The 23,526-nt window shown below is 39.2% G+C and carries 41 protein-coding genes; 2 read left to right on the forward strand and 39 right to left on the reverse strand.

Annotated elements, in window-relative coordinates; translation table 11 throughout:
- Positions 1-183 precede the first annotated feature (183 nt).
- Positions 184-402, reverse strand: coding sequence for a hypothetical protein (locus BAQ48_RS13615; RefSeq protein ID WP_000900684.1), 219 nt, complete (start codon positions 400-402; stop codon positions 184-186).
- A 170-nt stretch (positions 403-572) separates the two neighbouring features.
- Between BAQ48_RS13615 and pdaB the strand changes: the two genes are divergently transcribed.
- On the forward strand, positions 573-1,337 hold the full coding sequence (gene pdaB, locus BAQ48_RS13620) for a polysaccharide deacetylase family sporulation protein PdaB (protein ID WP_071711507.1): 765 nt from the start codon (positions 573-575) through the stop codon (positions 1,335-1,337).
- A 127-nt stretch (positions 1,338-1,464) separates the two neighbouring features.
- Here the strand turns inward: pdaB and kbaA are convergent, their stop codons facing one another.
- Entirely contained in the window at positions 1,465-2,076 is a 612-nt protein-coding gene (gene kbaA / locus BAQ48_RS13625; protein ID WP_071711508.1) for a KinB signaling pathway activation protein KbaA, read from the reverse strand.
- Between the two features lie 138 nt (positions 2,077-2,214).
- On the opposite strand from kbaA, the gene gerD reads away from it, so the two are divergent.
- On the forward strand, positions 2,215-2,832 hold the full coding sequence (gerD, locus tag BAQ48_RS13630; RefSeq protein WP_071711509.1) for a spore germination protein GerD: 618 nt from the start codon (positions 2,215-2,217) through the stop codon (positions 2,830-2,832).
- 56 nt (positions 2,833-2,888) lie between these two features.
- On the opposite strand, the gene BAQ48_RS13635 is transcribed toward gerD, so the two are convergent.
- The 37 genes from BAQ48_RS13635 to rplD all read right to left on the reverse strand — a co-directional run bounded on the left by BAQ48_RS13635 (position 2,889) and on the right by rplD (position 23,512).
- Entirely contained in the window at positions 2,889-3,956 is a 1,068-nt protein-coding gene (locus tag BAQ48_RS13635; protein ID WP_071711510.1) for an Mrp/NBP35 family ATP-binding protein, read from the reverse strand.
- 144 nt (positions 3,957-4,100) lie between these two features.
- The gene (gene cwlD, locus BAQ48_RS13640) at positions 4,101-4,814 is read right to left on the reverse strand and encodes an N-acetylmuramoyl-L-alanine amidase CwlD (protein WP_071711511.1); all 714 of its coding nucleotides are present in this window, start codon (positions 4,812-4,814) and stop codon (positions 4,101-4,103) included.
- Positions 4,815-4,880: 66 nt separating this feature from the next.
- Positions 4,881-5,309, reverse strand: a complete 429-nt coding sequence (locus BAQ48_RS13645; RefSeq protein ID WP_001101006.1) for a YbaK family protein — start codon at positions 5,307-5,309, stop codon at positions 4,881-4,883.
- Between the two features lie 162 nt (positions 5,310-5,471).
- Positions 5,472-5,864 (reverse strand): 30S ribosomal protein S9, encoded by a 393-nt coding sequence (gene rpsI / locus BAQ48_RS13650; protein WP_000079986.1) that lies wholly within the window; start codon positions 5,862-5,864, stop codon positions 5,472-5,474.
- Between the two features lie 21 nt (positions 5,865-5,885).
- Entirely contained in the window at positions 5,886-6,323 is a 438-nt protein-coding gene (rplM, locus tag BAQ48_RS13655) for a 50S ribosomal protein L13 (protein WP_001260795.1), read from the reverse strand.
- 152 nt (positions 6,324-6,475) lie between these two features.
- On the reverse strand, positions 6,476-7,219 hold the full coding sequence (truA, locus tag BAQ48_RS13660; protein WP_060633077.1) for a tRNA pseudouridine(38-40) synthase TruA: 744 nt from the start codon (positions 7,217-7,219) through the stop codon (positions 6,476-6,478).
- Between the two features lie 14 nt (positions 7,220-7,233).
- A complete protein-coding gene (locus BAQ48_RS13665) occupies positions 7,234-8,028 on the reverse strand; it encodes an energy-coupling factor transporter transmembrane component T family protein (RefSeq protein WP_001186522.1) in 795 nt (264 codons plus the stop codon).
- Positions 8,016-8,897, reverse strand: a complete 882-nt coding sequence (locus BAQ48_RS13670; protein WP_071711512.1) for an energy-coupling factor ABC transporter ATP-binding protein — start codon at positions 8,895-8,897, stop codon at positions 8,016-8,018. The genes BAQ48_RS13665 and BAQ48_RS13670 overlap by 13 nt, the downstream gene beginning before the upstream one ends.
- Entirely contained in the window at positions 8,873-9,715 is an 843-nt protein-coding gene (locus tag BAQ48_RS13675) for an energy-coupling factor ABC transporter ATP-binding protein (protein WP_000711779.1), read from the reverse strand. The genes BAQ48_RS13670 and BAQ48_RS13675 overlap by 25 nt, the downstream gene beginning before the upstream one ends.
- A 103-nt stretch (positions 9,716-9,818) precedes the next feature.
- Positions 9,819-10,181: a 50S ribosomal protein L17 gene (gene rplQ / locus BAQ48_RS13680; protein ID WP_000331490.1), complete on the reverse strand. Its 363-nt coding sequence runs from the start codon at positions 10,179-10,181 to the stop codon at positions 9,819-9,821.
- A gap of 35 nt (positions 10,182-10,216) precedes the next feature.
- On the reverse strand, positions 10,217-11,161 hold the full coding sequence (locus BAQ48_RS13685) for a DNA-directed RNA polymerase subunit alpha (protein WP_000569643.1): 945 nt from the start codon (positions 11,159-11,161) through the stop codon (positions 10,217-10,219).
- 181 nt (positions 11,162-11,342) lie between these two features.
- Positions 11,343-11,732, reverse strand: coding sequence for a 30S ribosomal protein S11 (gene rpsK, locus BAQ48_RS13690; RefSeq protein ID WP_000101798.1), 390 nt, complete (start codon positions 11,730-11,732; stop codon positions 11,343-11,345).
- Between the two features lie 24 nt (positions 11,733-11,756).
- On the reverse strand, positions 11,757-12,122 hold the full coding sequence (rpsM, locus tag BAQ48_RS13695; protein WP_000090790.1) for a 30S ribosomal protein S13: 366 nt from the start codon (positions 12,120-12,122) through the stop codon (positions 11,757-11,759).
- Positions 12,123-12,143: 21 nt separating this feature from the next.
- Positions 12,144-12,257: a 50S ribosomal protein L36 gene (gene rpmJ, locus BAQ48_RS13700; RefSeq protein ID WP_000868344.1), complete on the reverse strand. Its 114-nt coding sequence runs from the start codon at positions 12,255-12,257 to the stop codon at positions 12,144-12,146.
- Between the two features lie 35 nt (positions 12,258-12,292).
- Complete coding sequence (gene infA / locus BAQ48_RS13705) at positions 12,293-12,511, reverse strand: translation initiation factor IF-1 (protein WP_001029884.1); 219 nt, start codon at positions 12,509-12,511, stop codon at positions 12,293-12,295.
- Between the two features lie 68 nt (positions 12,512-12,579).
- Positions 12,580-13,326 (reverse strand): type I methionyl aminopeptidase, encoded by a 747-nt coding sequence (gene map / locus BAQ48_RS13710; RefSeq protein WP_000582539.1) that lies wholly within the window; start codon positions 13,324-13,326, stop codon positions 12,580-12,582.
- Positions 13,326-13,976 (reverse strand): adenylate kinase, encoded by a 651-nt coding sequence (locus BAQ48_RS13715; protein WP_001048996.1) that lies wholly within the window; start codon positions 13,974-13,976, stop codon positions 13,326-13,328. The genes map and BAQ48_RS13715 overlap by 1 nt, the downstream gene beginning before the upstream one ends.
- A 56-nt stretch (positions 13,977-14,032) precedes the next feature.
- Positions 14,033-15,334, reverse strand: coding sequence for a preprotein translocase subunit SecY (gene secY, locus BAQ48_RS13720; protein ID WP_000490116.1), 1,302 nt, complete (start codon positions 15,332-15,334; stop codon positions 14,033-14,035).
- The gene (rplO, locus tag BAQ48_RS13725) at positions 15,334-15,774 is read right to left on the reverse strand and encodes a 50S ribosomal protein L15 (RefSeq protein WP_000766083.1); all 441 of its coding nucleotides are present in this window, start codon (positions 15,772-15,774) and stop codon (positions 15,334-15,336) included. Before rplO ends, secY begins: the two co-directional genes overlap by 1 nt.
- A gap of 33 nt (positions 15,775-15,807) precedes the next feature.
- Positions 15,808-15,990: a 50S ribosomal protein L30 gene (gene rpmD, locus BAQ48_RS13730; protein WP_001085231.1), complete on the reverse strand. Its 183-nt coding sequence runs from the start codon at positions 15,988-15,990 to the stop codon at positions 15,808-15,810.
- 13 nt (positions 15,991-16,003) lie between these two features.
- Positions 16,004-16,504, reverse strand: coding sequence for a 30S ribosomal protein S5 (gene rpsE / locus BAQ48_RS13735; protein WP_000554646.1), 501 nt, complete (start codon positions 16,502-16,504; stop codon positions 16,004-16,006).
- A gap of 21 nt (positions 16,505-16,525) precedes the next feature.
- On the reverse strand, positions 16,526-16,888 hold the full coding sequence (rplR, locus tag BAQ48_RS13740; RefSeq protein ID WP_000628818.1) for a 50S ribosomal protein L18: 363 nt from the start codon (positions 16,886-16,888) through the stop codon (positions 16,526-16,528).
- A gap of 33 nt (positions 16,889-16,921) precedes the next feature.
- Positions 16,922-17,461: a 50S ribosomal protein L6 gene (gene rplF, locus BAQ48_RS13745; RefSeq protein ID WP_000086557.1), complete on the reverse strand. Its 540-nt coding sequence runs from the start codon at positions 17,459-17,461 to the stop codon at positions 16,922-16,924.
- A gap of 32 nt (positions 17,462-17,493) precedes the next feature.
- A complete protein-coding gene (gene rpsH / locus BAQ48_RS13750; RefSeq protein WP_000245511.1) occupies positions 17,494-17,892 on the reverse strand; it encodes a 30S ribosomal protein S8 in 399 nt (132 codons plus the stop codon).
- A gap of 29 nt (positions 17,893-17,921) precedes the next feature.
- On the reverse strand, positions 17,922-18,107 hold the full coding sequence (gene rpsN / locus BAQ48_RS13755) for a 30S ribosomal protein S14 (RefSeq protein WP_001085700.1): 186 nt from the start codon (positions 18,105-18,107) through the stop codon (positions 17,922-17,924).
- Between the two features lie 33 nt (positions 18,108-18,140).
- Positions 18,141-18,680, reverse strand: a complete 540-nt coding sequence (rplE, locus tag BAQ48_RS13760; protein ID WP_001080829.1) for a 50S ribosomal protein L5 — start codon at positions 18,678-18,680, stop codon at positions 18,141-18,143.
- Positions 18,681-18,706: 26 nt separating this feature from the next.
- Entirely contained in the window at positions 18,707-19,018 is a 312-nt protein-coding gene (rplX, locus tag BAQ48_RS13765; RefSeq protein WP_000558200.1) for a 50S ribosomal protein L24, read from the reverse strand.
- A 38-nt stretch (positions 19,019-19,056) separates the two neighbouring features.
- The gene (gene rplN, locus BAQ48_RS13770; RefSeq protein ID WP_000615912.1) at positions 19,057-19,425 is read right to left on the reverse strand and encodes a 50S ribosomal protein L14; all 369 of its coding nucleotides are present in this window, start codon (positions 19,423-19,425) and stop codon (positions 19,057-19,059) included.
- 43 nt (positions 19,426-19,468) lie between these two features.
- Entirely contained in the window at positions 19,469-19,732 is a 264-nt protein-coding gene (rpsQ, locus tag BAQ48_RS13775; protein WP_000004106.1) for a 30S ribosomal protein S17, read from the reverse strand.
- Positions 19,733-19,752: 20 nt separating this feature from the next.
- The gene (rpmC, locus tag BAQ48_RS13780; RefSeq protein ID WP_000855718.1) at positions 19,753-19,953 is read right to left on the reverse strand and encodes a 50S ribosomal protein L29; all 201 of its coding nucleotides are present in this window, start codon (positions 19,951-19,953) and stop codon (positions 19,753-19,755) included.
- Positions 19,943-20,377 carry a 50S ribosomal protein L16 gene (gene rplP, locus BAQ48_RS13785; RefSeq protein WP_000928969.1) on the reverse strand — a complete coding sequence of 145 codons (435 nt, stop codon included), beginning with the start codon at positions 20,375-20,377 and terminating at the stop codon, positions 19,943-19,945. The genes rpmC and rplP overlap by 11 nt, the downstream gene beginning before the upstream one ends.
- 1 nt (position 20,378) lies before the next feature.
- Positions 20,379-21,038 (reverse strand): 30S ribosomal protein S3, encoded by a 660-nt coding sequence (gene rpsC / locus BAQ48_RS13790; protein ID WP_000529956.1) that lies wholly within the window; start codon positions 21,036-21,038, stop codon positions 20,379-20,381.
- A 3-nt stretch (positions 21,039-21,041) separates the two neighbouring features.
- Complete coding sequence (rplV, locus tag BAQ48_RS13795; RefSeq protein ID WP_001148024.1) at positions 21,042-21,383, reverse strand: 50S ribosomal protein L22; 342 nt, start codon at positions 21,381-21,383, stop codon at positions 21,042-21,044.
- A gap of 17 nt (positions 21,384-21,400) precedes the next feature.
- Positions 21,401-21,679, reverse strand: a complete 279-nt coding sequence (gene rpsS / locus BAQ48_RS13800; protein WP_000124454.1) for a 30S ribosomal protein S19 — start codon at positions 21,677-21,679, stop codon at positions 21,401-21,403.
- A gap of 60 nt (positions 21,680-21,739) precedes the next feature.
- On the reverse strand, positions 21,740-22,570 hold the full coding sequence (gene rplB / locus BAQ48_RS13805; protein ID WP_000511585.1) for a 50S ribosomal protein L2: 831 nt from the start codon (positions 22,568-22,570) through the stop codon (positions 21,740-21,742).
- 28 nt (positions 22,571-22,598) lie between these two features.
- Positions 22,599-22,889 carry a 50S ribosomal protein L23 gene (rplW, locus tag BAQ48_RS13810; protein ID WP_001205558.1) on the reverse strand — a complete coding sequence of 97 codons (291 nt, stop codon included), beginning with the start codon at positions 22,887-22,889 and terminating at the stop codon, positions 22,599-22,601.
- Entirely contained in the window at positions 22,889-23,512 is a 624-nt protein-coding gene (rplD, locus tag BAQ48_RS13815) for a 50S ribosomal protein L4 (protein ID WP_001127258.1), read from the reverse strand. The genes rplW and rplD overlap by 1 nt, the downstream gene beginning before the upstream one ends.
- Positions 23,513-23,526 lie beyond the last annotated feature (14 nt).

The following is a 23,526-nucleotide window of genomic DNA, read 5'->3' on the forward strand; positions in this document are numbered from 1 at the left end:
CGTTGTTTGTTTCGTTCAGTTTTCAAAGAACTACTTGGTCGCTCATTTGCGACTTCCTTATGTTAACATCTTTGTTTTTCAATGTCAACTAAGTTTTTCAATTTCTTTTTTGTCGTTTTCTGCGTTTCTGCATCAGCGACGGTTATTAATTTATCATACATTAACTATTAACGTCAACACTTTTTAATAAAAACTTCTTTTTCTCACATAACGAATACATTCCTCTGCATTAGCGACTCTCCGAAATAAACAAAAAACGATTTTATATCTTTCTTCCATCGCTTTTTTTACAACGTCATGAATACGCTCATCTTCAAAATCAAATAAAAGTTCCTCTAACTCTCTCTTCAATATGTACTCCATTTCTTTTCTCTCTTCTTTCGTCAACATAATCCCAAGCAAATCATCACCTCAATAATCCCTTACGGGGCAATAAACATTCCGCTCATTTTCACTGATCAAAATCCTCTCATTCATTATATCCACTACTTACGATGTTAATCACTTGTTCTCTTTTTTATATTTTAAGCATATATGTAACTGAAAAGGATTGGACAAAGGGGCGTAATATTATGTTTTTCTTTTTTATTACGAGTAAAAGAACTTTTAAACACATTAGCTTAATAGTAATACTTTCCTTATTTACAGCATGGCTTCTCTTTTTAAAAACATATTCACATGAGTCTGCTTTTTCAACAGCTACAGGACCTAAGGTAATTTACAAAGGAGACACGGCTAAAAAACAAGTTGCATTCACGTTTGATATTAGTTGGGGAGACAAAAAAGCTATTCCAATCCTTGATACACTTAAAGAAAGAGATATTAAGAATGCAACCTTCTTCCTTTCTGCTGCATGGGCAGAAAGACACCCTGATATTGTTGAACGCATCCTGAAAGATGGACATGAAATCGGTAGTATGGGCTATAATTACACGTCCTACACTTCTCTAGAGACAAATGAAATACGAAGAGATCTTTTGCGTGCACAAGATGTTTTTACGAAACTCGGCGTGAAACAAGTCAAGCTATTACGTCCACCTAGTGGCGACTTTAACAAAGCAACACTTAAAGTAGCTGAATCACTCGGATATACTATCGTTCACTGGAGTAATAATTCGAACGATTGGAAAAACCCAGGTGTAAATAATATCGTTTCGACCGTCTCTAATAATTTGAAAGGTGGAGATATCGTCTTATTACACGCATCCGACTCTGCCCTCCAAACAAATAAAGCTTTACCACTACTTCTGCAAAAGTTAAAGAGTGATGGATATGAACAAATATCCGTTTCACAACTTATTTCCAACACAAGTACAAAAAGTGAAGATGTAAAGTAATGTCCCTACTACCCTTCACACATAAAAAGCTCTATTATCTTAATAAAAGATAATAGAGCTTTTTTCTATCCTGATATTCACAGTAATATAACTACCACTACGTAAAAACCAAAGATAATTTTCTTAATTAAACAGTTTTACTCGCTCTTCCAATTAAACGATGTAATATAAGTAACTGATATGCATTACATAATAAAAGTGGTATAACCATTAAATACAACCAATCTGTGTCATTAATCCGAAGCGCCGGTACCCACTCAAGAATTGTTACCACAACCATAAAGAACAGGGCGGGCACAAATGCTTTTTTATTCGTTTCTTTACTTTTTACATAAGCAACAATCGCTCCAAACACAAATAACACCCCAGCAACAAGTACGTTATTCCCTAATGAAACCTCTCCATTTGCAATCAGTACAGATCTTAAATACACAAAATCAAATAATACAAATGCAATAAAGAAGAGTTGTACTGCATTCCATAAAGAGGATGAACGAAACATCCCAAGTCCAAAACGATGGATTGTTAAATATGCAAAGAACCCCATTTGACTTATAACACTAAAAATAAATCCTACTCCCATTAACCAGAAAGAAATCGCTAGAATCTCCTTAACGTCGAAATTTTGAAAAAATTTAGCGTACTCGTCCCACTCTAAAACAAACCCGATAAAGACCGTACTAATTCCACCAAGAAACAACGTCGTTAAAAATAGGCGTACCCACTTGCGGCTATTCACAACACATCCCCCATTATTCGTATATTTCTAATTAAATTGTATCAATGACAATTTCAAAAAGCTAGCCATGTTCATGTATAAATTCCTTAAAGATATTTATATTAAAAAAGAGAACTGTGTTGAAAGGAGTTCGAATTTATGAAACGGATGCTACTCGTTTTGATTTCTTCTTTTCTATTTATCGCACTTGTAGCATGTGCACAAGAAAAAGAAGCTAAATCCGAACTAGATTATGATCAAACGAAGAAAATGATTATTGATATTTTAAAAACCGACCAAGGAAAGAAAGCCATTCAAGATGTATTAACAGATGAAAAAATGAAACAAGCACTCATACTAGATGAAACAGTAGTAAAGAAAACGATTGAAGATGCAATGGTATCCGACAAAGGGCAACAATTCTGGGAAAAGCTCTTTAAAGACCCTGAGTTCTCATCGAAATTTGCTAAAAGTATGGGGAAAGAACAGACAAACTTAATGAAAACTCTCCTAAAAGATCCTGAATACCAATCAGGTGTTATAGAAATTATGAAGAACCCTGAAGTAGAAAAAATGATGCTGCAAACAATGAAAAGTAAAGAATACCGTCAATATTTACAACAAGTACTAACAGAAACCGCTGAAAGCCCTCTCTTCCAAGCTAAGATGATTGACATCATTAGTAAAGGTGTGCAAAAAGCTGAAAAAGGCGGGTCTGATAAAAAAGAAGCAGGCGGTGAAGGTGGTTCCCAAGATGGGAATAAGGAACAGCAGTAAAAATAATAACTATAATAATGAGTGGACGATCTATGTATCATCCACTCATTATTACTTTACTTTTGCGCGACAGCTGTTTTGTCAATCACTGTCTCAGCTATCGTACGATAAATAAGACCCGTTGTATGTGTATCTTCATATACTGACGGTGCAAAGTCTTCTTTATTCCAATCAGGTTGTTGGAGTGGAATTCGGCCAAGTACATCCGTTTGGAGTTCTGTAGCTAATTTATCTCCTCCACCTCTTCCAAATACATACTCTTTCTCTCCAGTTACTTTACTTTCAAAATAAGCCATATTTTCAACAACACCAAGAATACTATGTTCTGTACGTAAAGCCATTGCTCCAGCACGTGCTGCTACGAATGCAGCTGTTGGATGAGGCGTCGTTACAATAATTTCTTTACAAGCCGGTAACATCGAATGTAGGTCTAGCGCAACATCACCTGTACCTGGAGGTAAATCTAATACTAAATAATCTAAATCGCCCCATTCTACTTCTGTGAAGAAGTGATTTAACATCTTCCCAAGCATTGGCCCTCTCCAAATAACCGGTGCATTATCTTCTACAAAGAATCCCATTGAGATTACCTTTACACCTAGACGCTCTACCGGAATGATTTTATCGCCTCTTACGATAGGACGTTTTTCTATCCCCATCATATCCGGTACGCTAAAACCGTAAATATCCGCATCAATAATACCAACCTTTTTTCCTAGACGAGCTAAAGCAATTGCAAGGTTAACAGAAACCGTTGATTTTCCCACTCCACCTTTTCCACTCGCCACTGCTAAAAATGTCGTTTTTGAGTTTGGTGACAATAAAGATTCCGTTTGCTCTTCTTCTTGTTCCGGTGCAAACTGAGCTAATTCCTCTTCTGTGAATTCCGCAAAACGAAGCCCTACTGTTGCTGCTCCTAGTTCTTTTACTAACTTTACAATTCCAGATTGCAATTGCATTTGTTCTGCTGTACCGGTTTTTACGATTGCAATTTTAACACTTACATGTTCCTTATCAGGCTTGACTGTTACCTCTTTAATTGCCCCTGTTTCTTTTAACGTTTTATGTAAAAACGGATCTACAATCCCTTCTAACGCTTCCACTACTTGCTCTTTTGTTACCATAATTAGCCCAGCCCCCTGTATGCAAAATAACATAATGTTAATTAAATATATCTCTTTTCATTCCTGAAATAAATGCGTTTACATTTCCAGTATAACATATTTTCGGAAAACTTCGTTAACGAGAGAAACTCAAAAAAATCCTCCTTATTCTGGAGGATTTCCTTTTTCCGTGAAATAACGTAATATACCACGATATATAGCCGCAGCTACCTTCTGTTGGTATTTCTCCGAATTCAACATATACCTTTCATTCACATTCGATAAAAAGCCCGCTTCAATTAAAGCACCTGGTGTTTTCGCATACTTTAATAAGTACACATGAGAAATCGTTTTAGCGGAACGATTCGTATTTTCTAAACTCGTTCTCAATTCAGCTTGTATAAATTTCGCAGCACGCTCATTTTCAAGTAACGAACGGTAGTAGAACGTTTGTGCGCCTTTCGATCCACTACTTGTTAAAGCATTTAAATGGATACTTGCAAAAAAGTCTACATCAGGTTTATTAATGATCTCTACACGCTTTTTTAAATCCTCTGCTTTACGTCTACTATAGGACTTTGTATCTTTGTGAGCTAAATCATAGTCTCCCTCACGCGTTAAAATAACTAACGCACCTTGTTCTTGTAAATAATCTTGTACTTTCTTTGTAATCTCAAGTGTAATATCTTTTTCTATAATATCCTTTCCACCAACAGCTCCTCCGTCTGGCCCACCATGCCCAGCATCTAGTACAATTACTTTCCCTGATAAGGGTAAATTCCAAGCTCGCCACGATTTTGTAATTTGAAACTCTTGTTTAACTAAAAAAAACAAAACAACCGCAGCGAGTGCAAAAGAGATAATTCGAATTCTCTTCATACCTTTCCTCCTCCAGCTAGTCCCTCTAATTACTTATATGGGACAAGAGGAAAGTTTATGCTTGTCTTAATGAAGCTTTAATCGATATCTTCTTTCACCTTTTTCATATCCTTCCTGCCACCATAAGCCGATAAACTGCTGGCAAGATTCAAAAAGTAATTCCTCATCTTGTAACTTAATTTCTCGCATAGTCATGCTCGTTAAAAATTGAAATAGTGTTTCTGTTAATTGTTGCTCTTCTTCTAAAGCTCTATATTTCACATCAAAGAACGATTCGCCATAATAGCCAAATTTACTATATCTTGCTCCTAATAAATACGATTCTATCCCTAATTCAATGCAGTAATCTTCATACTGACGATGAAGCTCCTGCATCTGAAAGGCATCTCTAATATTTGAACGTAATGTTTTTAATGATAATTCCCGCAGCATCTTTCGTTCATATTTCAACTGCTTTTCTTTTTGTTTTTCTTGTAAGCTGACAATGACATTCATAGTACTTATAAACCTCCCTACTACGTATTAGTCTAAACTTCTAGAGAAGAAGCATACGCGAGCGGATAGCACTAAAATATTCCAAGCAACAAAAATTATAAAAGAGGAATGAAACATAAAAAAACCCCAACCAAAATGGTTGGGGTTTGTAGTTCGCAAAAATTAACGTTTTGAGAACTGAGGTGCACGACGTGCGCCTTTAAGACCGTATTTTTTACGCTCTTTCATACGTGCGTCACGAGTTAATAGACCTGCACGTTTTAGTGTTAGACGGTATTCTGGATCAGCTTTTAATAAAGCGCGAGAAATACCGTGACGAATAGCACCAGCTTGACCAGTGTATCCACCACCATTTACGTTTACAAGTACATCGTAGTTACCTAAAGTTTCTGTTGCAACTAGAGGTTGTTTCACTACTTCACGTAATGCAGCAAATGGGATATAGTTTTCAAAATCACGACCGTTAATGATAACGCGTCCTTCGCCTGGAACTAGGCGTACGCGCGCTACTGAACTCTTACGACGTCCAGTGCCATAGTATTGAACCTGTGCCAAAGTAAGCCCTCCTTTAATTGATTATCCGCGAAGTTCGTAAACTTCTGGTTTTTGTGCTTGGTGTGGATGCTCTGCTCCAGCATACACGTTTAGTTTCTTAGAAACTTGACGGCCTAAGCGTCCTTTTGGAAGCATGCCTTTAATTGCAAGCTCTAACATTTGTACAGGGTAGTTTGTACGCATTTCTAGAGCTGTTCTTTGCTTAAGTCCACCTGGGTGGTTAGTGTGACGGTAGTAAATTTTATCGTTTAATTTATTACCTGTTAAATGAATTTTCTCAGCGTTAATAATAATTACATGATCACCCGTGTCAACGTGTGGTGTAAATGTAGGTTTGTTTTTACCGCGTAAAATAGATGCTACTTCCGTAGATAGGCGACCTAAAGTTTGACCTTCAGCATCAACCACATACCATTTACGCTCAACTTCGTTAGCTTTTGCCATAAAAGTCGTACGCATGTGTTTCCCTCCTCGTTATCTTTTCCATAGAAAAAATCTATTGTTTATCTTAAACACGATTTCCTTCCGGGGCTAATCGTGGTTTTAGAAACAATACCATATGTTATGATATACTTTTGAGTTTCTAATGTCAAGCAAATGTTACACCAGGATTAGTTGTTATAGTTTACCTGCCATAAGTAAAGCCCATGACCTGGAGCCATCTTTCCAGCAAACTGACGATTTTGTTTCGCGAGAATCTCTGGAATGCTATCAGGATCAAGCTTTCCTTGCCCTACGCTCAGTAACGTACCAACAATAATTCTGACCATATTATATAAAAATCCATTACCTACAAAACGAAAAATTAATTCATCATCTTGCTCAATTAGCTCAATTTCATAAATTGTTCTCACTTTATCCTTTTTGTCAGTTTTTGCCGAACAAAAAGAAGTGAAATCATGCGTCCCAATAAAATACGGGATCGCTTTTCTTATCGAGTTGATTTCGAGTGGATATGGATATTGATATACGTAATTTCTACGGAATACATCCGCAGTCTTTGATAATAATACACGATAACGATATTCTTTTCTCTCAACACCGTAACGTGCGTGAAATTCTTCTGTTTTTTTCTCTACCTGTCTGATAACAATATCATCTGGTAACATTGTGTTTAATGCATTGCTCCATTGCCACTCTTCAAGAGACAACGGTGTATCAAAATGTATCACTTGTCCTTTAGCATGAACAGTAGAATCCGTTCTGCCCGATGCCTGAACACGAACAAGTTCTCCTTTATGCAATTTCTGCAATGCTTTCTCTATCTCTTGTTGAACAGTACGATGCTGCGGCTGAATTTGATAACCACAAAAATGCATGCCATCATATGCAACCGTACATTTTATTCTATCCATTTCTCTATTCTCCATTACGATCGCACCCATGCCAAAATACAAGCTAAACAAAGTAAGCTTATAATCGTTACTGTATCGCTTGTTTTCCAGCGCAGTTGCCTAAATTTAGTACGTCCTTCGCCACTTTGATATCCACGAGCTTCCATAGCAATTGCTAAGTCCTCTGCACGCTTAAAAGCACTGATAAATAGAGGAACGAGTAATGAAATGATAGCTTTCATCCTATCCTTTATCGGGCCCCCTGCGAAATCAATACCACGTGACGCTTGTGCCTTCATTATTTTACTCGTTTCATCCATTAGTGTCGGGATAAAACGAAGAGAAATTGACATCATTAATGCGATTTCATGAACAGGAACTTTTATACGCTTCAATGGCTTTAATAACGTCTCCAGCCCATCTGTAATCTCAATAGGTGTCGTCGTTAACGTTAATAATGTCGTCATTAGAATAATAACGAAGAATCGTATAGAAATGTATATCCCTTGCTCTAATCCTTTTTCATGTATAGAAAACCAACCAAGTTGGAATAGTACATCCCCTTCTTTATTTGTAAAAATATGCAGGAAAAATGTAAAAAGAAAAATCCATAAAATTGGTTTTAAGCCCGAAAGTACATAACGAATCGGCACTTTTGCAAAAAATAAAGCAATGAGTGCATATAAAAATAAAAATCCATATGAAATCGCATTATTTGCCAAGAAAACAACAAATACATATAAAAAGACAATCAGCAGCTTCGTACGTGGATCAAGTTGATGAATAAGTGAATTCCCTGGGATATATCTCCCAATAATCAACTGCTGCATGATTCATGACCACCTTTTCGTAACACCTGCACAACTTCATGAGTAAGATCCTCTAAAGATAAGGTAGCCTTTGGAATTGAAATGCCAAACTTCTCTTCAATTGCACGTTTATACTTTAAAGACATAGGAAGATCAACGCCAATTTTTTCTAATTCATCAGCATGTGAAAATACTTCCTCTGCACTTCCTTGCAAAAAGACCGTTCCTTTATGCATGACTACAACCTGCTCTGCATACTTAGCAGCATCCTCCATATTATGCGTTACAAGGATAACTGTAAGACCTTTCTCCTTATGTAGCTTATAAAACATCTCCATAAGTTCATTCTGCCCTTTAGGATCTAGCCCTGCTGTAGGTTCATCTAATACAAGCACTTCGGGTTCCATAGCCAGTACGCCCGCTATCGCAACACGCCTCATTTGCCCACCACTTAACTCGAATGGAGAACGTGTTAATAGTTCTGTATCTAATCCTACAAGTTCAATTACCTCTCTGGCCTTTTGCTTCGCTTCTTCTACAGAAACCCCAAAGTTTGTAGGGCCGAAACAAATATCTTTCTCCACAGTCTCTTCAAACAACTGATGTTCTGGGAATTGAAAGACAACCCCTACTTTTTTACGTAGTGGCTTTAGCTTCTTTTCTTTCTTTCCTGCCGAAATGAGATGTTCACCAATTTGAACTGTACCATTTGTCGGCTGCAATAAACCATTTAAATGTTGAATCATCGTCGACTTACCTGAACCAGTATGACCGATAATGGCATAATAGCCCCCACTTGGAAACGACACGTCTACATCATAAAGTGCGAGTCTTTCAAATGGAGTTTTATATTGATAACGATGTTCTACTTTTTGGAATGTAATCTCCAAAGTTCGTTCACCAAGCTTTCCATTGTAAGGTGCGTATTTTGCAAGAGAATTTCATTTCTTTTTAATAATTCTGCTATTTTTACTGAAAAAGGTACATCTAATCCAATTTCTTGGAGCATATGAGAGGATTTGAAGATTTGCTCTGGAGTCCCTTCCTCTAATATTTCTCCCTTGTTTAAAATAATAACCCGGTCTGACTGTGCCGCCTCTTCTAAATCATGCGTAATTGATAACACAGTGATACCTTTTTGATTAACAAGCTGTCTAACCGTTTCTACTACTTCACGTCTTCCTTGAGGGTCTAGCATTGACGTTGCTTCGTCTAGTATTAAAATAGATGGCTGAAGCGCTAAAACGCCTGCTATTGCGACTCGCTGTTTTTGTCCACCAGATAACGAATGGGGTTCATCATTAAGAAAATCTTCCATACGGACAAGTTGCAGAGCCTGTTCTAATCTTTCTATCATCTGCTCCCTTGGCATTCCGATATTCTCTAAGCCAAATACAATATCATCTTGTACTGTCGTTCCAACAAATTGATTATCCGGATTTTGAAATACCATCCCAATTTGTTTTCGAACATCCCATACCGTTTCCTCTGATAAAACTATTGTATCATTTACAGTAATAGTCCCTGCTTCTGGTAAAAACAAACCATTCAATAATTTTGCAAGTGTAGACTTACCTGAACCGTTTTGTCCAATAACAGATACCCATTCTCCTTCATATAAGGAAAATGAAACATCTTTTAATGCATAAGTGGCTGCCCCAGGATATTGAAATGATATATTTTCTGTCCGAAGTTTCTCTTTTTTCAATACAAGGCACCCTTTCTTTTGCCAAGTTAGCCTATTTTTATATTTAAAAAAAAGGGCCATGACCAGTTTCTTGAAAAGAACTGTCCTGCCCTTTTAATTATCATTATACTAACTCGATAATTACCATTGGTGCTGCGTCTCCGCGACGTGGACCAATTTTTGCAATACGAGTGTATCCGCCTTGGCGCTCAGCATAGCGTGGAGCTACATCAGCGAATAATTTTTGAAGTGCATCTTGACCAGTCTCAGCGTTAGCTACTTCATTGCGAATGAAAGCTGCTGCTTGACGACGAGCATGAAGATCTCCGCGTTTACCTAAAGTGATCATTTTTTCCACTACAGAACGAAGTTCTTTTGCACGAGTTTCTGTCGTTTGGATGCGCTCGTTGATAATTAAATCAGTAGCTAAGTCACGTAACATAGCTTTACGTTGCGCACTTGTACGGCCTAATTTTCTGTATGCCATTCGTAGTTCCCTCCTTTGTTGATGGGTTTAAATCCTCAGTCGTCTTTACGTAAACCTAAACCTAATTCCTCAAGTTTATGTTTAACTTCTTCTAAGGATTTACGTCCTAAGTTACGAACTTTCATCATATCTTCTTCTGTTTTGTTCGCAAGCTCTTGTACAGTATTAATTCCTGCACGTTTTAGGCAATTATAAGAACGAACAGAAAGGTCTAGTTCTTCGATAGTCATCTCAAGAACTTTCTCTTTTTGATCTTCTTCCTTCTCGACCATAATCTCAGCATTTTGTGCTTCATCAGTTAAACCAACAAAGATATTTAAATGCTCAGTTAAGATTTTGGCACCTAAAGAGATAGCTTCTTTTGGCCCGATGCTTCCATCCGTCCATACATCAAGCGTAAGCTTATCATAATTAGCCACTTGTCCGACACGTGTCTTTTCCACTTGGTAAGTCACACGTGATACTGGAGTATAAATAGAATCAATAGGAATTACTCCTATTGGTTGATCTTCGCTTTTATTTGCATCAGCTGGCGTATACCCACGGCCACGCTTTGCAGTTAAACGCACGCGGAAATGCGCATCTTTTGCTAACGTTGCAATGTGTAAATCTGGATTTAAGATTTCTACATCACTATCGTGAGTAATATCAGCAGCTGTGACAATACCTTCGCCCTGCACATCAATTTCCAACGTCTTCTCTTCTTCAGAGTAGATTTTAAGAGCTAACTTTTTCAAGTTTAAGATGATCGTCGTAACGTCTTCTACTACGCCCTCAACTGTTGAAAATTCATGTAATACGCCATCGATTTGGATAGCAGTAACAGCGGCACCAGGGAGTGAGGATAAAAGAATACGACGTAAGGAGTTACCCAAAGTAGTACCATATCCACGCTCAAGCGGTTCAATTACGAATTTACCATATTTAGCATCTTCGTTAAGTTCAACCGTTTCGATTTTCGGCTTTTCGATTTCAATCATTAACTAAACCCTCCTTCAAAACGTCGAAACCCCGGTTAAACAAAGGCATAAACCCCTGTCTAACCGAAAGTCCCCCTTAGGCAGTTCCCGATTGTGCACAACAAGCGATGTTTCTGTACGAAATTTCTCGATAATGCATCATATCCATTATAGACAAAAGGGAAAATTCTATACAGAAAAATTACACACGACGACGTTTTGGTGGACGACATCCATTATGAGGAACTGGAGTAACATCTCTAATTGCTGTTACTTCTAGACCTGCAGCTTGAAGAGCACGAATTGCAGCTTCACGACCAGCACCAGGACCTTTAACAGTAACCTCTAAAGTTTTTAAACCGTGTTCCATTGCAGCTTTAGCAGCAGTTTCAGCAGCCATTTGCGCAGCGAATGGAGTAGATTTACGAGATCCACGGAAACCAAGTGCACCAGCACTAGACCAAGAAAGTGCGTTACCGTGAGTATCTGTAAGTGTTACGATTGTGTTGTTGAAAGTAGAACGAATATGAGCTATACCAGCTTCAATATTCTTTTTCACACGTTTTTTACGAGTGTTTGTTTTACGTGCCATTGTTAGTTCAACCTCCTTTACTTATTATTTCTTTTTATTTGCTACTGTACGACGTGGACCTTTACGTGTACGAGCATTGTTTTTAGAATTTTGACCACGAACTGGTAAGCCACGACGGTGACGAAGACCACGGTAAGAACCGATCTCCATTAGACGTTTAATGTTAAGAGATACTTCACGACGAAGGTCTCCCTCAACTTTAATACGATCGATGATATCACGGATACGTCCTAATTCGTCTTCCGTTAAATCACGAACTCGTGTTTCTGAAGAAATACCAGCTTCAGTTAGAATTTTTTCAGCAGTTGTGCGACCAATGCCGAATACGTAAGTTAAAGAAATAACAACGCGTTTGTCTCGAGGAATATCTACACCTGCGATACGTGCCATTACGAATGCACCTCCTTCTGATTAACCTTGTTTTTGTTTATGTTTAGGGTTTTCACAAATAACCATTACTTTTCCACGTCTACGAATAACTTTACATTTTTCGCAGATTGGTTTAACTGACGGTCTTACTTTCATGTCTCGAACCTCCTTAAAGATTACGGAGTGCTATATTATTTAAAACGGTACGTAATACGACCACGATTTAAATCGTACGGAGATAATTCTACCGTAACTTTGTCTCCTGGTAAAATACGAATGAAGTTCATACGGATTTTACCAGAAACGTGAGCCAATACGACATGCCCATTCTCTAATTCTACTTTGAACATAGCATTTGGCAACGTTTCAAGAACGGTACCTTCGACTTCAATTACATCATCTTTAGCCATTCAATAGTTCTCCCTTCATCAAATCAGTAACATTTTACACTGCTCTGAAATCCCGGAGAGCCAGCTACTTATAAAGTGGTAAGGATTTCGTATCCTGCTTCTGTAAGAGCAATCGTGTGCTCAAAATGGGCACACCATTTACCATCTACCGTTACCACTGTCCAGTCATCAGATAGTGTTTTTACATATCGTCTTCCTTGATTCACCATCGGCTCAACACAGATGACCATTCCCGGCTTTAATCTAGGGCCTCTATTTGGTGGACCATAGTGCGGGATTTGAGGGTCCTCATGTAAGTCTTGCCCGATTCCGTGACCAACATACTCCCTAACGATCGAGAATCCATTCTCTTCAGCATGGGTTTGAACCGCATGTGAGATATTTGATAATCTCTCGCCTGGTTTTACTTGTTCTAGACCAAGATACAACGATTTTTCTGTGACATCAAGTAGCTTTTGAACAGATTCAGAAATGTTTCCAACTGGATACGTCCATGCAGAATCTCCATGGTACCCATTGTATTTCGCACCAATATCGATACTGATGATATCGCCCTCTTTGAGCTTGCGCTTCCCTGGAATTCCGTGTACAAGCTCTTCATTTACAGAAGCACATATGCTCCCCGGAAATCCGTTGTATCCTTTAAAAGATGGCGTAGCACCATATTTTTGAATCGTCTTTTCCGCTATTTGATCGAGCTCTTTCGTTGTAATTCCTGGAGTAATGTGTTGTTTCAACTCTTGATGAGTTAAAGCAACGATCCTGCCAGCTTCTCGCATGATTTCTATCTCGCGAGGAGTTTTGCAGATTATCATTACGCTAAGCCTCCGATGAGAACATCGATATCAGCAAATACTTTATTGATATCTTGCTCACCATTAATGCTTTGTAGGTAACCAAGCTCCTCGTAGAAATCAAGCAAAGGTTTTGTTTGCTTAATATTTACATCTAAACGATTTGCTACAGTTTCTTCATTGTCATCAGAGCGTTGATATAATTCGCCACCACATTTATCGCACACATCAGCTTTTGCTGGTGGATTGAATTCTAAGTGGTAAGTCGCACCGCACTCTTTACAAATGCGACGGCCTGTAAGGCGTTTTAATAACAACCCTGAATCCACATTAATGTTTAAAACATAGTCGATTTTTTTGCCAAGATCTTTCATAATTTCTTCAAGAGCTGATGCCTGTGCAACAGTTCGTGGGAAACCGTCTAGTAAGAAACCTCTTACGCAGTCTTCTTGACTTAAACGTTCACGAACGATTCCGATTGTAACTTCATCTGGAACAAGTGCACCTTTATCAATAAAAGATTTTGCTTGTAGACCCATTTCAGTTTCAGCCTTCATAGCTGCACGGAACATATCTCCTGTTGAAATGTGAGGGATGTTATACTTGGCAACAATCTGTTCGGCTTGTGTACCTTTACCAGCACCAGGAAGCCCCATTAAAATTAAGTTCATCCTTGTTCCCCCTCAGAGTACATGAGCATGTAGGGAAGACGATTCTTCCCACTTACTCACTGCTTGATAAACCCTTTGTAATGGCGTTTTACCAGTTGGCTTTCTAGCTGCTTCATTGTTTCTAAAGCAACGCCGACAACGATTAACATACTCGTTCCACCAATCTGTGCAGACGGAGGAAGATTTCCCAGTTTCGTAAAGATAACTGGTAAGATTGCAATCGCTGCTAGGAAAATTGATCCTACAAAGGTCAAACGATACAAGATTTTTGTTAGATATTGTTCTGTATTCTTACCCGGACGAATACCTGGAACATATCCACCTTGCTTGTTTAGATTCTCTGACATTTGCTCTGGGTTAACCTGAACAAATGCATAGAAATATGTGAAGGCTACAATGAGCGCAACATATATGATCATTCCCACTGGGTGAGAATAGTTAAAGTTTGCAATAATCCACTGCGATACATCATGATCCGGGAAGAACTGTGCAATAGTCGGAGGCGTAATTAAGAATGAAACAGCAAAAATTACTGGAATAACACCAGCACTATTTACCTTAAGCGGTAAATGTGTGTTTTGTGCTCCAGCATAACCACCATTTCCTCCTGTTACACGCTTCGCATATTGAATTGGGATCTTTCTAACAGCCTGTTGGATGAAAATAACACCCACAATAACCGCTAGCACAGCTAGTAAAATCAATGCAACTTTAACGATACTCATGAACAATTGATCTCCGATATTTTGAAACTGTTGCTGATACACTTGAGATATAACACTTGGGATCGCTGCGGCAATACCACCAAAGATAAGGATGGAAATACCATTACCTACACCTTTAGCTGTAATCTGTTCACCTAACCACATTAAAAATGCAGTACCAGCAGTCAGTACCGTAGCAATGTATAAATAAGTGCTCCAACCAGGATTCAAAATTAATTGCCCACCTACCATACCGTTAAAACCGATTGACATACCAAACCCCTGAATAAACGCAAGAACAATTGTAAAATAACGCGTGAATTGCGTTAGTTTACGACGGCCCATTTCACCTTGCTTCGACCATTCCGAAAATTTAGGAACAACATCCATCTGCAATAATTGCACGATGATGGATGCTGTAATATACGGCATGATTCCCATCGCAAAGATGGAGAAGTTTTTCAAGGCTCCACCGCCAAATGTATTTAGAATACCTAAAGCATTTAATTGATCTTGTGCCTTCAGTACGTCTCCATTTGTAAATGGCACGGGGATAAACGTGCCAATCCTGAATACGATTAACATCGCTAAAGTGAATAATATTTTACGTCTTATCTCAGCAACGCGCATAAAGTTGGAGATTGTACGAAACATTAGATCACCTCAACTGATCCGCCAGCTGCTTCAATTGCTTCTTTAGCACTTGAAGAGAACTTGTGCGCTTTAACAGTTAGTTTTTTCTCTACTGCTCCGCTTGCAAGAATTTTAACACCGTCGTTTAACTTGCTGATAACGCCAGTTTCCAGCAATAATTCAGGTGTTACTTCTGTACCATCTTCAAAACGATTTAACGTTGATAAGTTTACAATAGTAAACTCTTTACGGTTAATGTTTGTGAAGCCGCGTTTTGGTAAACGACGGAATAATGGAGTTTGACCACCTTCGAAGCCAAGACGAACACCGCCACCAGAACGTGCGTTTTGTCCTTTATGACCTTTACCAGCAGTTTTACCGTTACCAGAACCGATACCACGACCGACACGGTTACGTACTTTACGAGAACCTTCTGCAGGTTTTAATTCATGAAGTTTCATTCCCAGGCACCTCCTTATATTAATGAGTTATCCTTAAGCTTCTTTTACAGTTATAAGGTGAGAAACTTTGTTGATCATACCAAGAATAGCAGGAGTTTCTTCCTTAACTACAGTTGAATTCAACTTTTTAAGACCTAAAGCTTCTACCGTCGCACGTTGATCTTGTGGACGACCAATTACACTACGAGTGAGGGTAATTTCTAACTTTTTCGCCATTTGTTTTCCCTCCTTAACCTAGTAGCTCTTCTACAGATTTACCGCGTAATTTTGCAACATCTTCAGCGCGCTTAAGTTCGCTTAATCCGTTCACAGTAGCGCGAATCATGTTGATTGGTGTGTTAGAACCAAGAGATTTCGAAAGAATATCTTGTACACCAGCTAATTCAAGTACCGCACGAACAGGTCCACCAGCAATAACACCAGTACCCTCAGCAGCAGGTTTTAAGAATACTTCACCAGCTCCAAAGTGACCGTTGATTGTGTGTGGAATTGTTGTACCAACTAATGGTACAGCGATTAAGTTTTTCTTAGCGTCTTCGATAGCTTTGCGGATTGCGTCTGGTACCTCTTGTGCTTTACCAGTACCGAATCCAACATGACCGTTTTTATCGCCAACTACAACTAGTGCAGCAAAGCGGAAACGACGACCACCCTTAACAACTTTCGCGACACGATTTATCGTAACTACACGTTCTTCAAGTTCTAATTTACTTGGGTCAATGCGATGCATCAATTTTCCCTCCTTTGACCATTAAAATTGTAATCCAGCCTCACGAGCAGCTTCAGCTAGAGCTTTAACACGGCCATGGTATAAGTAACCACCGCGATCAAATACTACTTCTTTAACGCCTTTCTCTACAGCACGCTTAGCAACTGATTCTCCAACTTTCGTAGCAGCTTCAGTATTGCTAGTACCGTTAAGAGCAAGGTCTTTATCAAGAGTAGATGCACTTACTAACGTTACACCATTCACATCATCAATAACTTGAGCGTAAATATGTTGGTTAGAACGGAACACGTTTAAACGTGGACGCTCTGCAGTACCAGTAAGTTTAGCACGTACACGTGCATGTCTTTTCTTACGAGTCGCATTTTTATCAGCTTTAGTGATCATTTTCTTGTCACTCCTTTCTCTCACCTAACGGGTTTACTTAGCAGTTTTACCTTCTTTACGACGAACAACTTCGCCTTCGTAACGAATACCTTTACCTTTATAAGGCTCAGGAGCACGTACAGCGCGGATGTTAGCAGCGAATTCGCCAACACGTTGCTTGTCGATACCTTTGATTACGATCTTTGTTGGTACAGGTACTTCAACTTCAAGACCTGCTTCCGGAGTCATTTCTACTGGATGAGAATAACCTACGCTTAATACAAGTTTATCACCTTGTTTTTGGGCACGGTAACCAACACCGACTAATTCAAGTCCGCGTGCGAAACCTGCAGTTACACCTTCAACCATGTTTCCGATTAAAGCACGAGTTGTACCGTGTAATGCACGGTGTTCCTTCTGTTCAGATGGACGCTCAACTGTTAATGTATTCTCTTCAATTTTGATAAGCATATCAGCATTGAAAGTACGAGTTAATTCACCTTTAGGGCCTTTTACTGTTACAGTATTGTCTTCTGCAACTGTAATTGTAACACCTGCAGGGATTTCAAGAATCTTTTTACCAATACGAGACATGTGGTCACACCTCCGTTCGTTTTAAATATATATTACCAAACGTATGCTACTACTTCTCCACCAGTTTGTAATTGACGAGCGTCTTTGTCCGTCATTACTCCCTTAGATGTAGAAACAAGAGCGATACCTAATCCGTTAAGTACACGTGGTACTTCATCAGCTTTAGCGTAAACGCGTAAGCCAGGTTTACTGATACGTTTTAATCCAGTGATTACACGTTCATTGTTTGCACCATATTTCAGGAAAATACGAAGGATACCTTGTTTGTTATCCTCGATGTATTCTACATCACGAATGAAACCTTCACGTTTTAAAAGTTCAGCGATCTCTTTTTTGATTTTAGAAGCAGGAACCTCTAATTTCTCATGACGTACCATGTTCGCATTACGGATGCGAGTAAGCATGTCTGCAATTGGATCTGTCATCACCATGTGTTTTACCTCCTTCCCATTTGTGGGTTTTACCAACTAGCTTTTTTAACACCAGGAATTTGACCTTTATATGCAAGTTCACGGAAACAAATACGGCAAAGTTTAAATTTGCGGTATACAGAATGCGGACGACCGCAGCGTTCGCAACGTGTATACTCTTGTACTTTAAACTTAGGAGTACGCTTTTGTTTCGCTATCATAGATTTTTTAGCCACGTTTTCGCCTCCTCTACTTAGCGTTGGCTTCCATTATTTTTGGAATGGCATACCGAATTGTGTTAAAAGTTCACGAGCTTCTTCATCAGTTTTCGCTGTAGTAACGATTACGATGTCCATACCGCGGACTTTGCTTACTTTATCATAGTCGATCTCAGGGAAAATAAGTTGCTCTTTAACACCTAATGTGTAGTTTCCACGACCATCGAATGATTTCTTAGAAACACCACGGAAATCACGTACACGTGGTAAAGAAACTGACACTAATTTGTCGAAGAACTCATACATTTGCTCGCCGCGTAAAGTTACTTTCGCACCGATTGGCATACCTTCACGAAGACGGAAACCAGCGATTGATTTTTTAGCACGAGTTACAACAGGTTTTTGACCTGCGATTTGTGTTAATTCTTCTACTGCATTGTCTAAAGCTTTTGAGTTAGATACCGCGTCACCAACACCAGTGTTGATTACGATCTTTTCGATTTTCGGTACTTCCATCACAGATTTATAGTTAAACTTGCTCACTAGAGCAGGAGTAATTTCCTTTTGGAACTTCTCTTTAAGGCGATTCAATGAAGTGACCTCCTTTCTTAAGAAAATTATTTATCTAATAATTCACCAGATTTTTTTGCAATACGAACTTTTTTACCATCTTCTACTTTGAAGCCTACACGAGTAGGTTCACCTGTTTTCGGATCTAAAATCATAACGTTAGAAACGTGAATAGGTGCTTCTTTAGTAATAATTCCACCTTGTGGATTTAATTGAGATGGCTTAGAGTGCTTCTTAACGATATTGACACCCTCAACGATAACACGGTTTTGCTTTGGGAAAGCCACAAGGATAACGCCTTGTTTTCCTTTGTCTTTACCAGTGATTACCTGTACTTTATCACCTTTTTTTACATGCATCTTAATTCTGCACCTCCTTAGCAAGGCAATACCTTAAATTATAGAACTTCTGGAGCTAAAGAAACGATCTTCATGAAGTTGCTATCACGTAATTCACGAGCTACTGGTCCGAAGATACGAGTACCACGTGGGCTCTTATCGTCTTTAATGATAACCGCTGCGTTTTCATCAAATTTGATGTAAGAACCGTCCGGACGACGAGCTCCGCTCTTCGTACGTACTACTACTGCTTTAACAACGTCACCTTTTTTAACAACGCCACCTGGTGTTGCTTGTTTTACCGTAGCAACGATAATATCACCAATGTTAGCATATTTACGACCAGAGCCGCCTAATACTTTAATTGTTAAAAGTTCACGTGCACCAGAGTTGTCAGCAACTTTCAAACGAGATTCTTGTTGGATCATGTTATGAAACCTCCCTTCGGACTAAAAATTCCGATTCGTCTATTTAGATAATAACCGCTTCTTCAACGATTTCAACTAAACGGAAACGCTTAGTAGCAGAAAGCGGGCGAGTTTCCATGATTTTAACGATATCGCCAAGTTTCGCTTGGTTTTGCTCATCATGGGCTTTGTACTTCTTAGAATACTTAACACGTTTTCCGTACAAGGAATGAGTTTTGTAAGTTTCAACTAAAACTGTAATCGTTTTGTCCATTTTGTCAGACACTACACGACCAGTATAAACTTTGCGTTGGTTACGTTCGCTCACTATGCAAACCTCCCCTCAATTTATCGATTAATTCCGATCTCTCTTTCACGAACTACAGTTTTCATACGAGCAATTGCTTTACGCACTTCACGAATGCGAGTTGGATTCTCTAATTGTCCTGTAGCAAGTTGGAAGCGAAGATTAAACAACTCTTCCTTTAAAGCTTTAACTTTTGTTTCGATTTCGGCAGTGGTTAATTCACGAATATCATTAGTTTTCATTAGATTCACCACCATTTTCTTCACGTTTTACGAATTTACATTTCACAGGTAACTTGTGAGCTGCAAGACGTAATGCTTCGCGTGCTACCTCTTCAGATACACCCGCGATTTCGAACATAATTTTCCCAGGTTTTACTACTGCTACCCAGCCTTCTGGTGCCCCTTTACCGGAACCCATACGTACTTCTAGAGGTTTTGCAGTGTAAGGTTTAGAAGGGAAAATTTTAATCCATACTTTACCGCCACGTTTCATGTAACGAGTCATTGCACGACGAGCAGCTTCGATTTGACGGTTTGTAATCCATGAAGCAGCTTGTGCTTGTAAACCGAATTCACCGAAAGCAATTTCAGTTCCACCTTTTGCACGACCACGCATTTTACCACGATGCTCTCTACGATATTTTACGCGTTTTGGCATTAACATATTATTTTCCTCCTTCCTCAGAAGCTTTCTTTTTTGTAGGAAGGACTTCTCCACGGTAGATCCATACTTTTACGCCTAATTTACCGTATGTTGTATCAGCTTCAACTGCTGCATAGTCAATATCAGCGCGAAGTGTATGAAGTGGAACAGTTCCTTCACTGTAAGATTCTGCACGAGCGATATCAGCTCCGCCAAGACGACCAGAAACCTGTGTTTTAATACCTTTAGCACCTGCACGCATAGCACGTTGAATAACTTGCTTTTGTGCACGACGGAATGATACACGGTTTTCTAATTGACGAGCGATGTTTTCGCCTACTAATTTAGCGTTAAGATCAGCTCTCTTAACTTCTAAAATGTTGATGTGTACACGCTTGCCTGTTAATTGGTTAAGAGCTTTACGAAGTGCTTCAACTTCAGTACCACCTTTACCAATTACCATACCAGGTTTTGCAGTGTGAATTGTAACATTTACACGATTTGCTGCACGTTCGATTTCTACTTTAGCAACAGCAGAATCTTTTAAGCGTACATTAATGTACTCACGGATTTTGATGTCTTCATGTAATAATGTAGCGTAATCTTTCTCAGCGAACCAACGAGATTCCCAATCACGAATAACGCCGACACGAAGACCAATTGGATTAACCTTTTGACCCATCGATTATCCCTCCTTCTTTTCTGATACCACAACTGTGATGTGGCTTGTGCGCTTGTTAATTTGGCTTGCACGACCCATTGCACGTGGACGGAAACGTTTTAACGTTGGACCTTCGTCAACGAAAACTTTTTCAACAACTAGGTTGTTAATATCCATCTCATAATTGTGCTCTGCATTTGCGATTGCAGATTTTAAAACTTTTTCTACAACTGGAGAAGCAGTTTTTGGTGTGTGGTTAAGGATAGCAATCGCTTCACCCACTTGCTTACCTCGGATTAAGTCTACTACTAAACGAACTTTACGAGGAGCAATACGAACTGTTCTCGCTACTGCTTTAGCTTGCATTGAAGTGCCTCCTCTCATTATCTTCTAGTTTTCTTATCGTCAGCAAGGTGACCTTTATACGTACGAGTTGGTGCGAATTCACCTAACTTATGGCCAACCATATCCTCAGTGATGTACACAGGTACGTGTTTACGACCATCATATACAGCGATTGTGTGTCCGATGAACTGAGGGAAGATTGTTGAACGGCGAGACCAAGTTTTAACAACTTGTTTTTGCTCAGATGCAACTAATTTTTCCATTTTGCTCATTAAGTGATCATCGACAAATGGTCCTTTTTTTAAGCTACGAGCCATTTTGGTGCCTCCCTTCGTGATTGGCGTACGGTTCTAGAAATGAACCGTACTACAATCCCATTATTTTTTACGACGACGAACGATAAATTTGTCAGACGCTTTGTTTTTCTTACGAGTCTTGAATCCAAGAGTTGGTTTACCCCATGGAGACATTGGAGACTTACGTCCGATTGGAGAACGTCCTTCACCACCACCGTGTGGGTGATCAACCGGGTTCATTACAGAACCACGAACTGTTGGGCGTTTACCTAACCAGCGAGAGCGACCTGCTTTACCGATTTTGATAAGTTCGTGTTGTTCGTTACCTACTTGACCGATTGAAGCGCGACAAGCAGATAATACAAGACGTACTTCACCAGAAGTTAAACGTACAAGTACGTATTTACCTTCTTTACCAAGTACTTGAGCAGATGTACCAGCAGAACGAACTAATTGTCCGCCACGACCAGGCTTAAGCTCGATGTTATGAACAACAGTACCTACTGGAATGTTGATTAATGGTAATGCGTTACCGACTTTGATGTCAGCCTCTGGGCCAGACATAACTTCCATACCTACTTCTAAAGTTTTAGGAGCAAGAATGTAACGTTTTTCACCGTCAACGTAGTTAATTAATGCGATATTCGCAGAGCGGTTTGGATCGTATTCGATCGTAGCAACGCGTCCTGGAATTCCATCTTTGTTACGCTTAAAGTCGATGATACGGTATTGACGCTTATGTCCGCCACCTTGATGACGTACAGTAATTTTACCTTGGTTATTACGACCAGCCTTCTTGCTTAAAGGAGCAAGTAATGACTTTTCGGGTCTGTCAGTCGTGATTTCAGCGAAATCATTCGTAGTCATATTACGACGACCGTTAGTAGTTGGATTATACTTTTTAATTCCCATCTCAATTTCCCTCCTTCTTTAGTAAGAATTAAACGCCTTGGAAGATTTCGATTTCTTTGCTGTCAGCAGTTAGCTTAACGATTGCTTTACGACGACGGCTAGTAAAACCAGCGTGACGACCAACGCGTTTTGCTTTCGGCTTGTAGTTCATGATGTTCACTTTTTCTACTTTAACACCAAAGATCGCTTCAAGAGCATCTTTAACTTCTGTTTTATTAGATTTAACGTCCACATCGAACGTGTATTTTTTTTCAGCCATCATTTCCATAGAACGTTCAGTGATAACTGGGCGCTTAATGATATCACGAGGATCTCTCATTATGCAAGCACCTCCTCTACTTTTTCCACTGCCGCTTTTGTCATGATTAGCTTATCATGATGAAGCACGTCTAAAACGTTTACGCCATCAGCAGTGATTACTGTTACTCCAGGGATATTGCGAGCAGATAACTCTACAGATTCGTTTGCATCAGCAGTTACGATAAGAGCTTTCTTCTCAACAGTTAATCCTTTAAGTACTGCTAGCATGTCTTTTGTTTTTGGTGCATTTAACACTAGGTCTTCAAGAACTACAATGTTGTTCTCAACTACTTTAGTAGCTAATGCAGATTTGATTGCTAAACGACGAACTTTCTTAGGAAGTTTGTACGCATAGCTTCTTGGTGTAGGTCCGAATACCGTACCACCACCACGCCATTGAGGAGAGCGGATAGACCCTTGACGAGCACGTCCAGTTCCTTTTTGACGCCATGGTTTACGACCACCACCGCGAACTTCAGAGCGAGTTTTTACTTTGTGTGTACCTTGACGTAAAGATGCACGTTGCATCATTACAGCTTCGAAAAGTACAGCTTCATTTGGTTCGATACCGAAAATAGCTTCAGCTAATTCGATTTCACCAACCTGTGAACCAGTTTGGTTATATACAGTAACTTTTGGCATTGGAATTCCTCCTT

Origin of the sequence: Bacillus luti (genome assembly GCF_001884105.1) — a bacterium.
In the GTDB taxonomy this organism is placed as follows: Bacteria; Bacillota; Bacilli; order Bacillales; family Bacillaceae_G; genus Bacillus_A; species Bacillus_A luti.

Excerpts from the sequence above, each read along its gene's own strand:
- pdaB (WP_071711507.1), top strand. The coding sequence starts at position 573 with ATGTTTTTCTTTTTTATTACGAGTAAAAGAACTTTTAAACACATTAGC.
- gerD (WP_071711509.1), top strand. The coding sequence starts at position 2,215 with ATGAAACGGATGCTACTCGTTTTGATTTCTTCTTTTCTATTTATCGCA.
- BAQ48_RS13635 (WP_071711510.1), bottom strand. The coding sequence starts at position 3,956 with ATGGTAACAAAAGAGCAAGTAGTGGAAGCGTTAGAAGGGATTGTAGAT.
- cwlD (WP_071711511.1), bottom strand. The coding sequence starts at position 4,814 with ATGAAGAGAATTCGAATTATCTCTTTTGCACTCGCTGCGGTTGTTTTG.
- BAQ48_RS13645 (WP_001101006.1), bottom strand. The coding sequence starts at position 5,309 with ATGAATGTCATTGTCAGCTTACAAGAAAAACAAAAAGAAAAGCAGTTG.
- rplM (WP_001260795.1), bottom strand. The coding sequence starts at position 6,323 with ATGCGTACGACTTTTATGGCAAAAGCTAACGAAGTTGAGCGTAAATGG.
- truA (WP_060633077.1), bottom strand. The coding sequence starts at position 7,219 with ATGGATAGAATAAAATGTACGGTTGCATATGATGGCATGCATTTTTGT.
- BAQ48_RS13665 (WP_001186522.1), bottom strand. The coding sequence starts at position 8,028 with ATGCAGCAGTTGATTATTGGGAGATATATCCCAGGGAATTCACTTATT.
- rplQ (WP_000331490.1), bottom strand. The coding sequence starts at position 10,181 with ATGGCATACAGAAAATTAGGCCGTACAAGTGCGCAACGTAAAGCTATG.
- BAQ48_RS13685 (WP_000569643.1), bottom strand. The coding sequence starts at position 11,161 with ATGATTGAAATCGAAAAGCCGAAAATCGAAACGGTTGAACTTAACGAA.
- rpsK (WP_000101798.1), bottom strand. The coding sequence starts at position 11,732 with ATGGCACGTAAAACAAACACTCGTAAAAAACGTGTGAAAAAGAATATT.
- rpsM (WP_000090790.1), bottom strand. The coding sequence starts at position 12,122 with ATGGCACGTATCGCAGGTGTAGATATTCCTCGAGACAAACGCGTTGTT.
- rpmJ (WP_000868344.1), bottom strand. The coding sequence starts at position 12,257 with ATGAAAGTAAGACCGTCAGTTAAACCAATCTGCGAAAAATGTAAAGTT.
- infA (WP_001029884.1), bottom strand. The coding sequence starts at position 12,511 with ATGGCTAAAGATGATGTAATTGAAGTCGAAGGTACCGTTCTTGAAACG.
- map (WP_000582539.1), bottom strand. The coding sequence starts at position 13,326 with ATGATAATCTGCAAAACTCCTCGCGAGATAGAAATCATGCGAGAAGCT.
- BAQ48_RS13715 (WP_001048996.1), bottom strand. The coding sequence starts at position 13,976 with ATGAACTTAATTTTAATGGGGCTTCCTGGTGCTGGTAAAGGTACACAA.
- secY (WP_000490116.1), bottom strand. The coding sequence starts at position 15,334 with ATGTTTCGTACAATCTCCAACTTTATGCGCGTTGCTGAGATAAGACGT.
- rplO (WP_000766083.1), bottom strand. The coding sequence starts at position 15,774 with ATGAAACTTCATGAATTAAAACCTGCAGAAGGTTCTCGTAAAGTACGT.
- rpmD (WP_001085231.1), bottom strand. The coding sequence starts at position 15,990 with ATGGCGAAAAAGTTAGAAATTACCCTCACTCGTAGTGTAATTGGTCGT.
- rpsE (WP_000554646.1), bottom strand. The coding sequence starts at position 16,504 with ATGCATCGCATTGACCCAAGTAAATTAGAACTTGAAGAACGTGTAGTT.
- rplR (WP_000628818.1), bottom strand. The coding sequence starts at position 16,888 with ATGATCACTAAAGCTGATAAAAATGCGACTCGTAAGAAAAGACATGCA.
- rplF (WP_000086557.1), bottom strand. The coding sequence starts at position 17,461 with ATGTCTCGTATTGGTAAAAAGATTCTTGAAATCCCTGCAGGTGTTACA.
- rpsH (WP_000245511.1), bottom strand. The coding sequence starts at position 17,892 with ATGGTGATGACAGATCCAATTGCAGACATGCTTACTCGCATCCGTAAT.
- rplX (WP_000558200.1), bottom strand. The coding sequence starts at position 19,018 with ATGCATGTAAAAAAAGGTGATAAAGTACAGGTAATCACTGGTAAAGAC.
- rplN (WP_000615912.1), bottom strand. The coding sequence starts at position 19,425 with ATGATCCAACAAGAATCTCGTTTGAAAGTTGCTGACAACTCTGGTGCA.
- rpmC (WP_000855718.1), bottom strand. The coding sequence starts at position 19,953 with ATGAAAACTAATGATATTCGTGAATTAACCACTGCCGAAATCGAAACA.
- rplP (WP_000928969.1), bottom strand. The coding sequence starts at position 20,377 with ATGTTAATGCCAAAACGCGTAAAATATCGTAGAGAGCATCGTGGTAAA.
- rpsC (WP_000529956.1), bottom strand. The coding sequence starts at position 21,038 with ATGGGTCAAAAGGTTAATCCAATTGGTCTTCGTGTCGGCGTTATTCGT.
- rplV (WP_001148024.1), bottom strand. The coding sequence starts at position 21,383 with ATGCAAGCTAAAGCAGTAGCGAGAACAGTTCGTATTGCTCCTCGTAAA.
- rpsS (WP_000124454.1), bottom strand. The coding sequence starts at position 21,679 with ATGGCTCGTAGCTTAAAAAAAGGACCATTTGTCGATGATCACTTAATG.
- rplB (WP_000511585.1), bottom strand. The coding sequence starts at position 22,570 with ATGGGAATTAAAAAGTATAATCCAACTACTAACGGTCGTCGTAATATG.
- rplW (WP_001205558.1), bottom strand. The coding sequence starts at position 22,889 with ATGAGAGATCCTCGTGATATCATTAAGCGCCCAGTTATCACTGAACGT.
- rplD (WP_001127258.1), bottom strand. The coding sequence starts at position 23,512 with ATGCCAAAAGTTACTGTATATAACCAAACTGGTTCACAGGTTGGTGAA.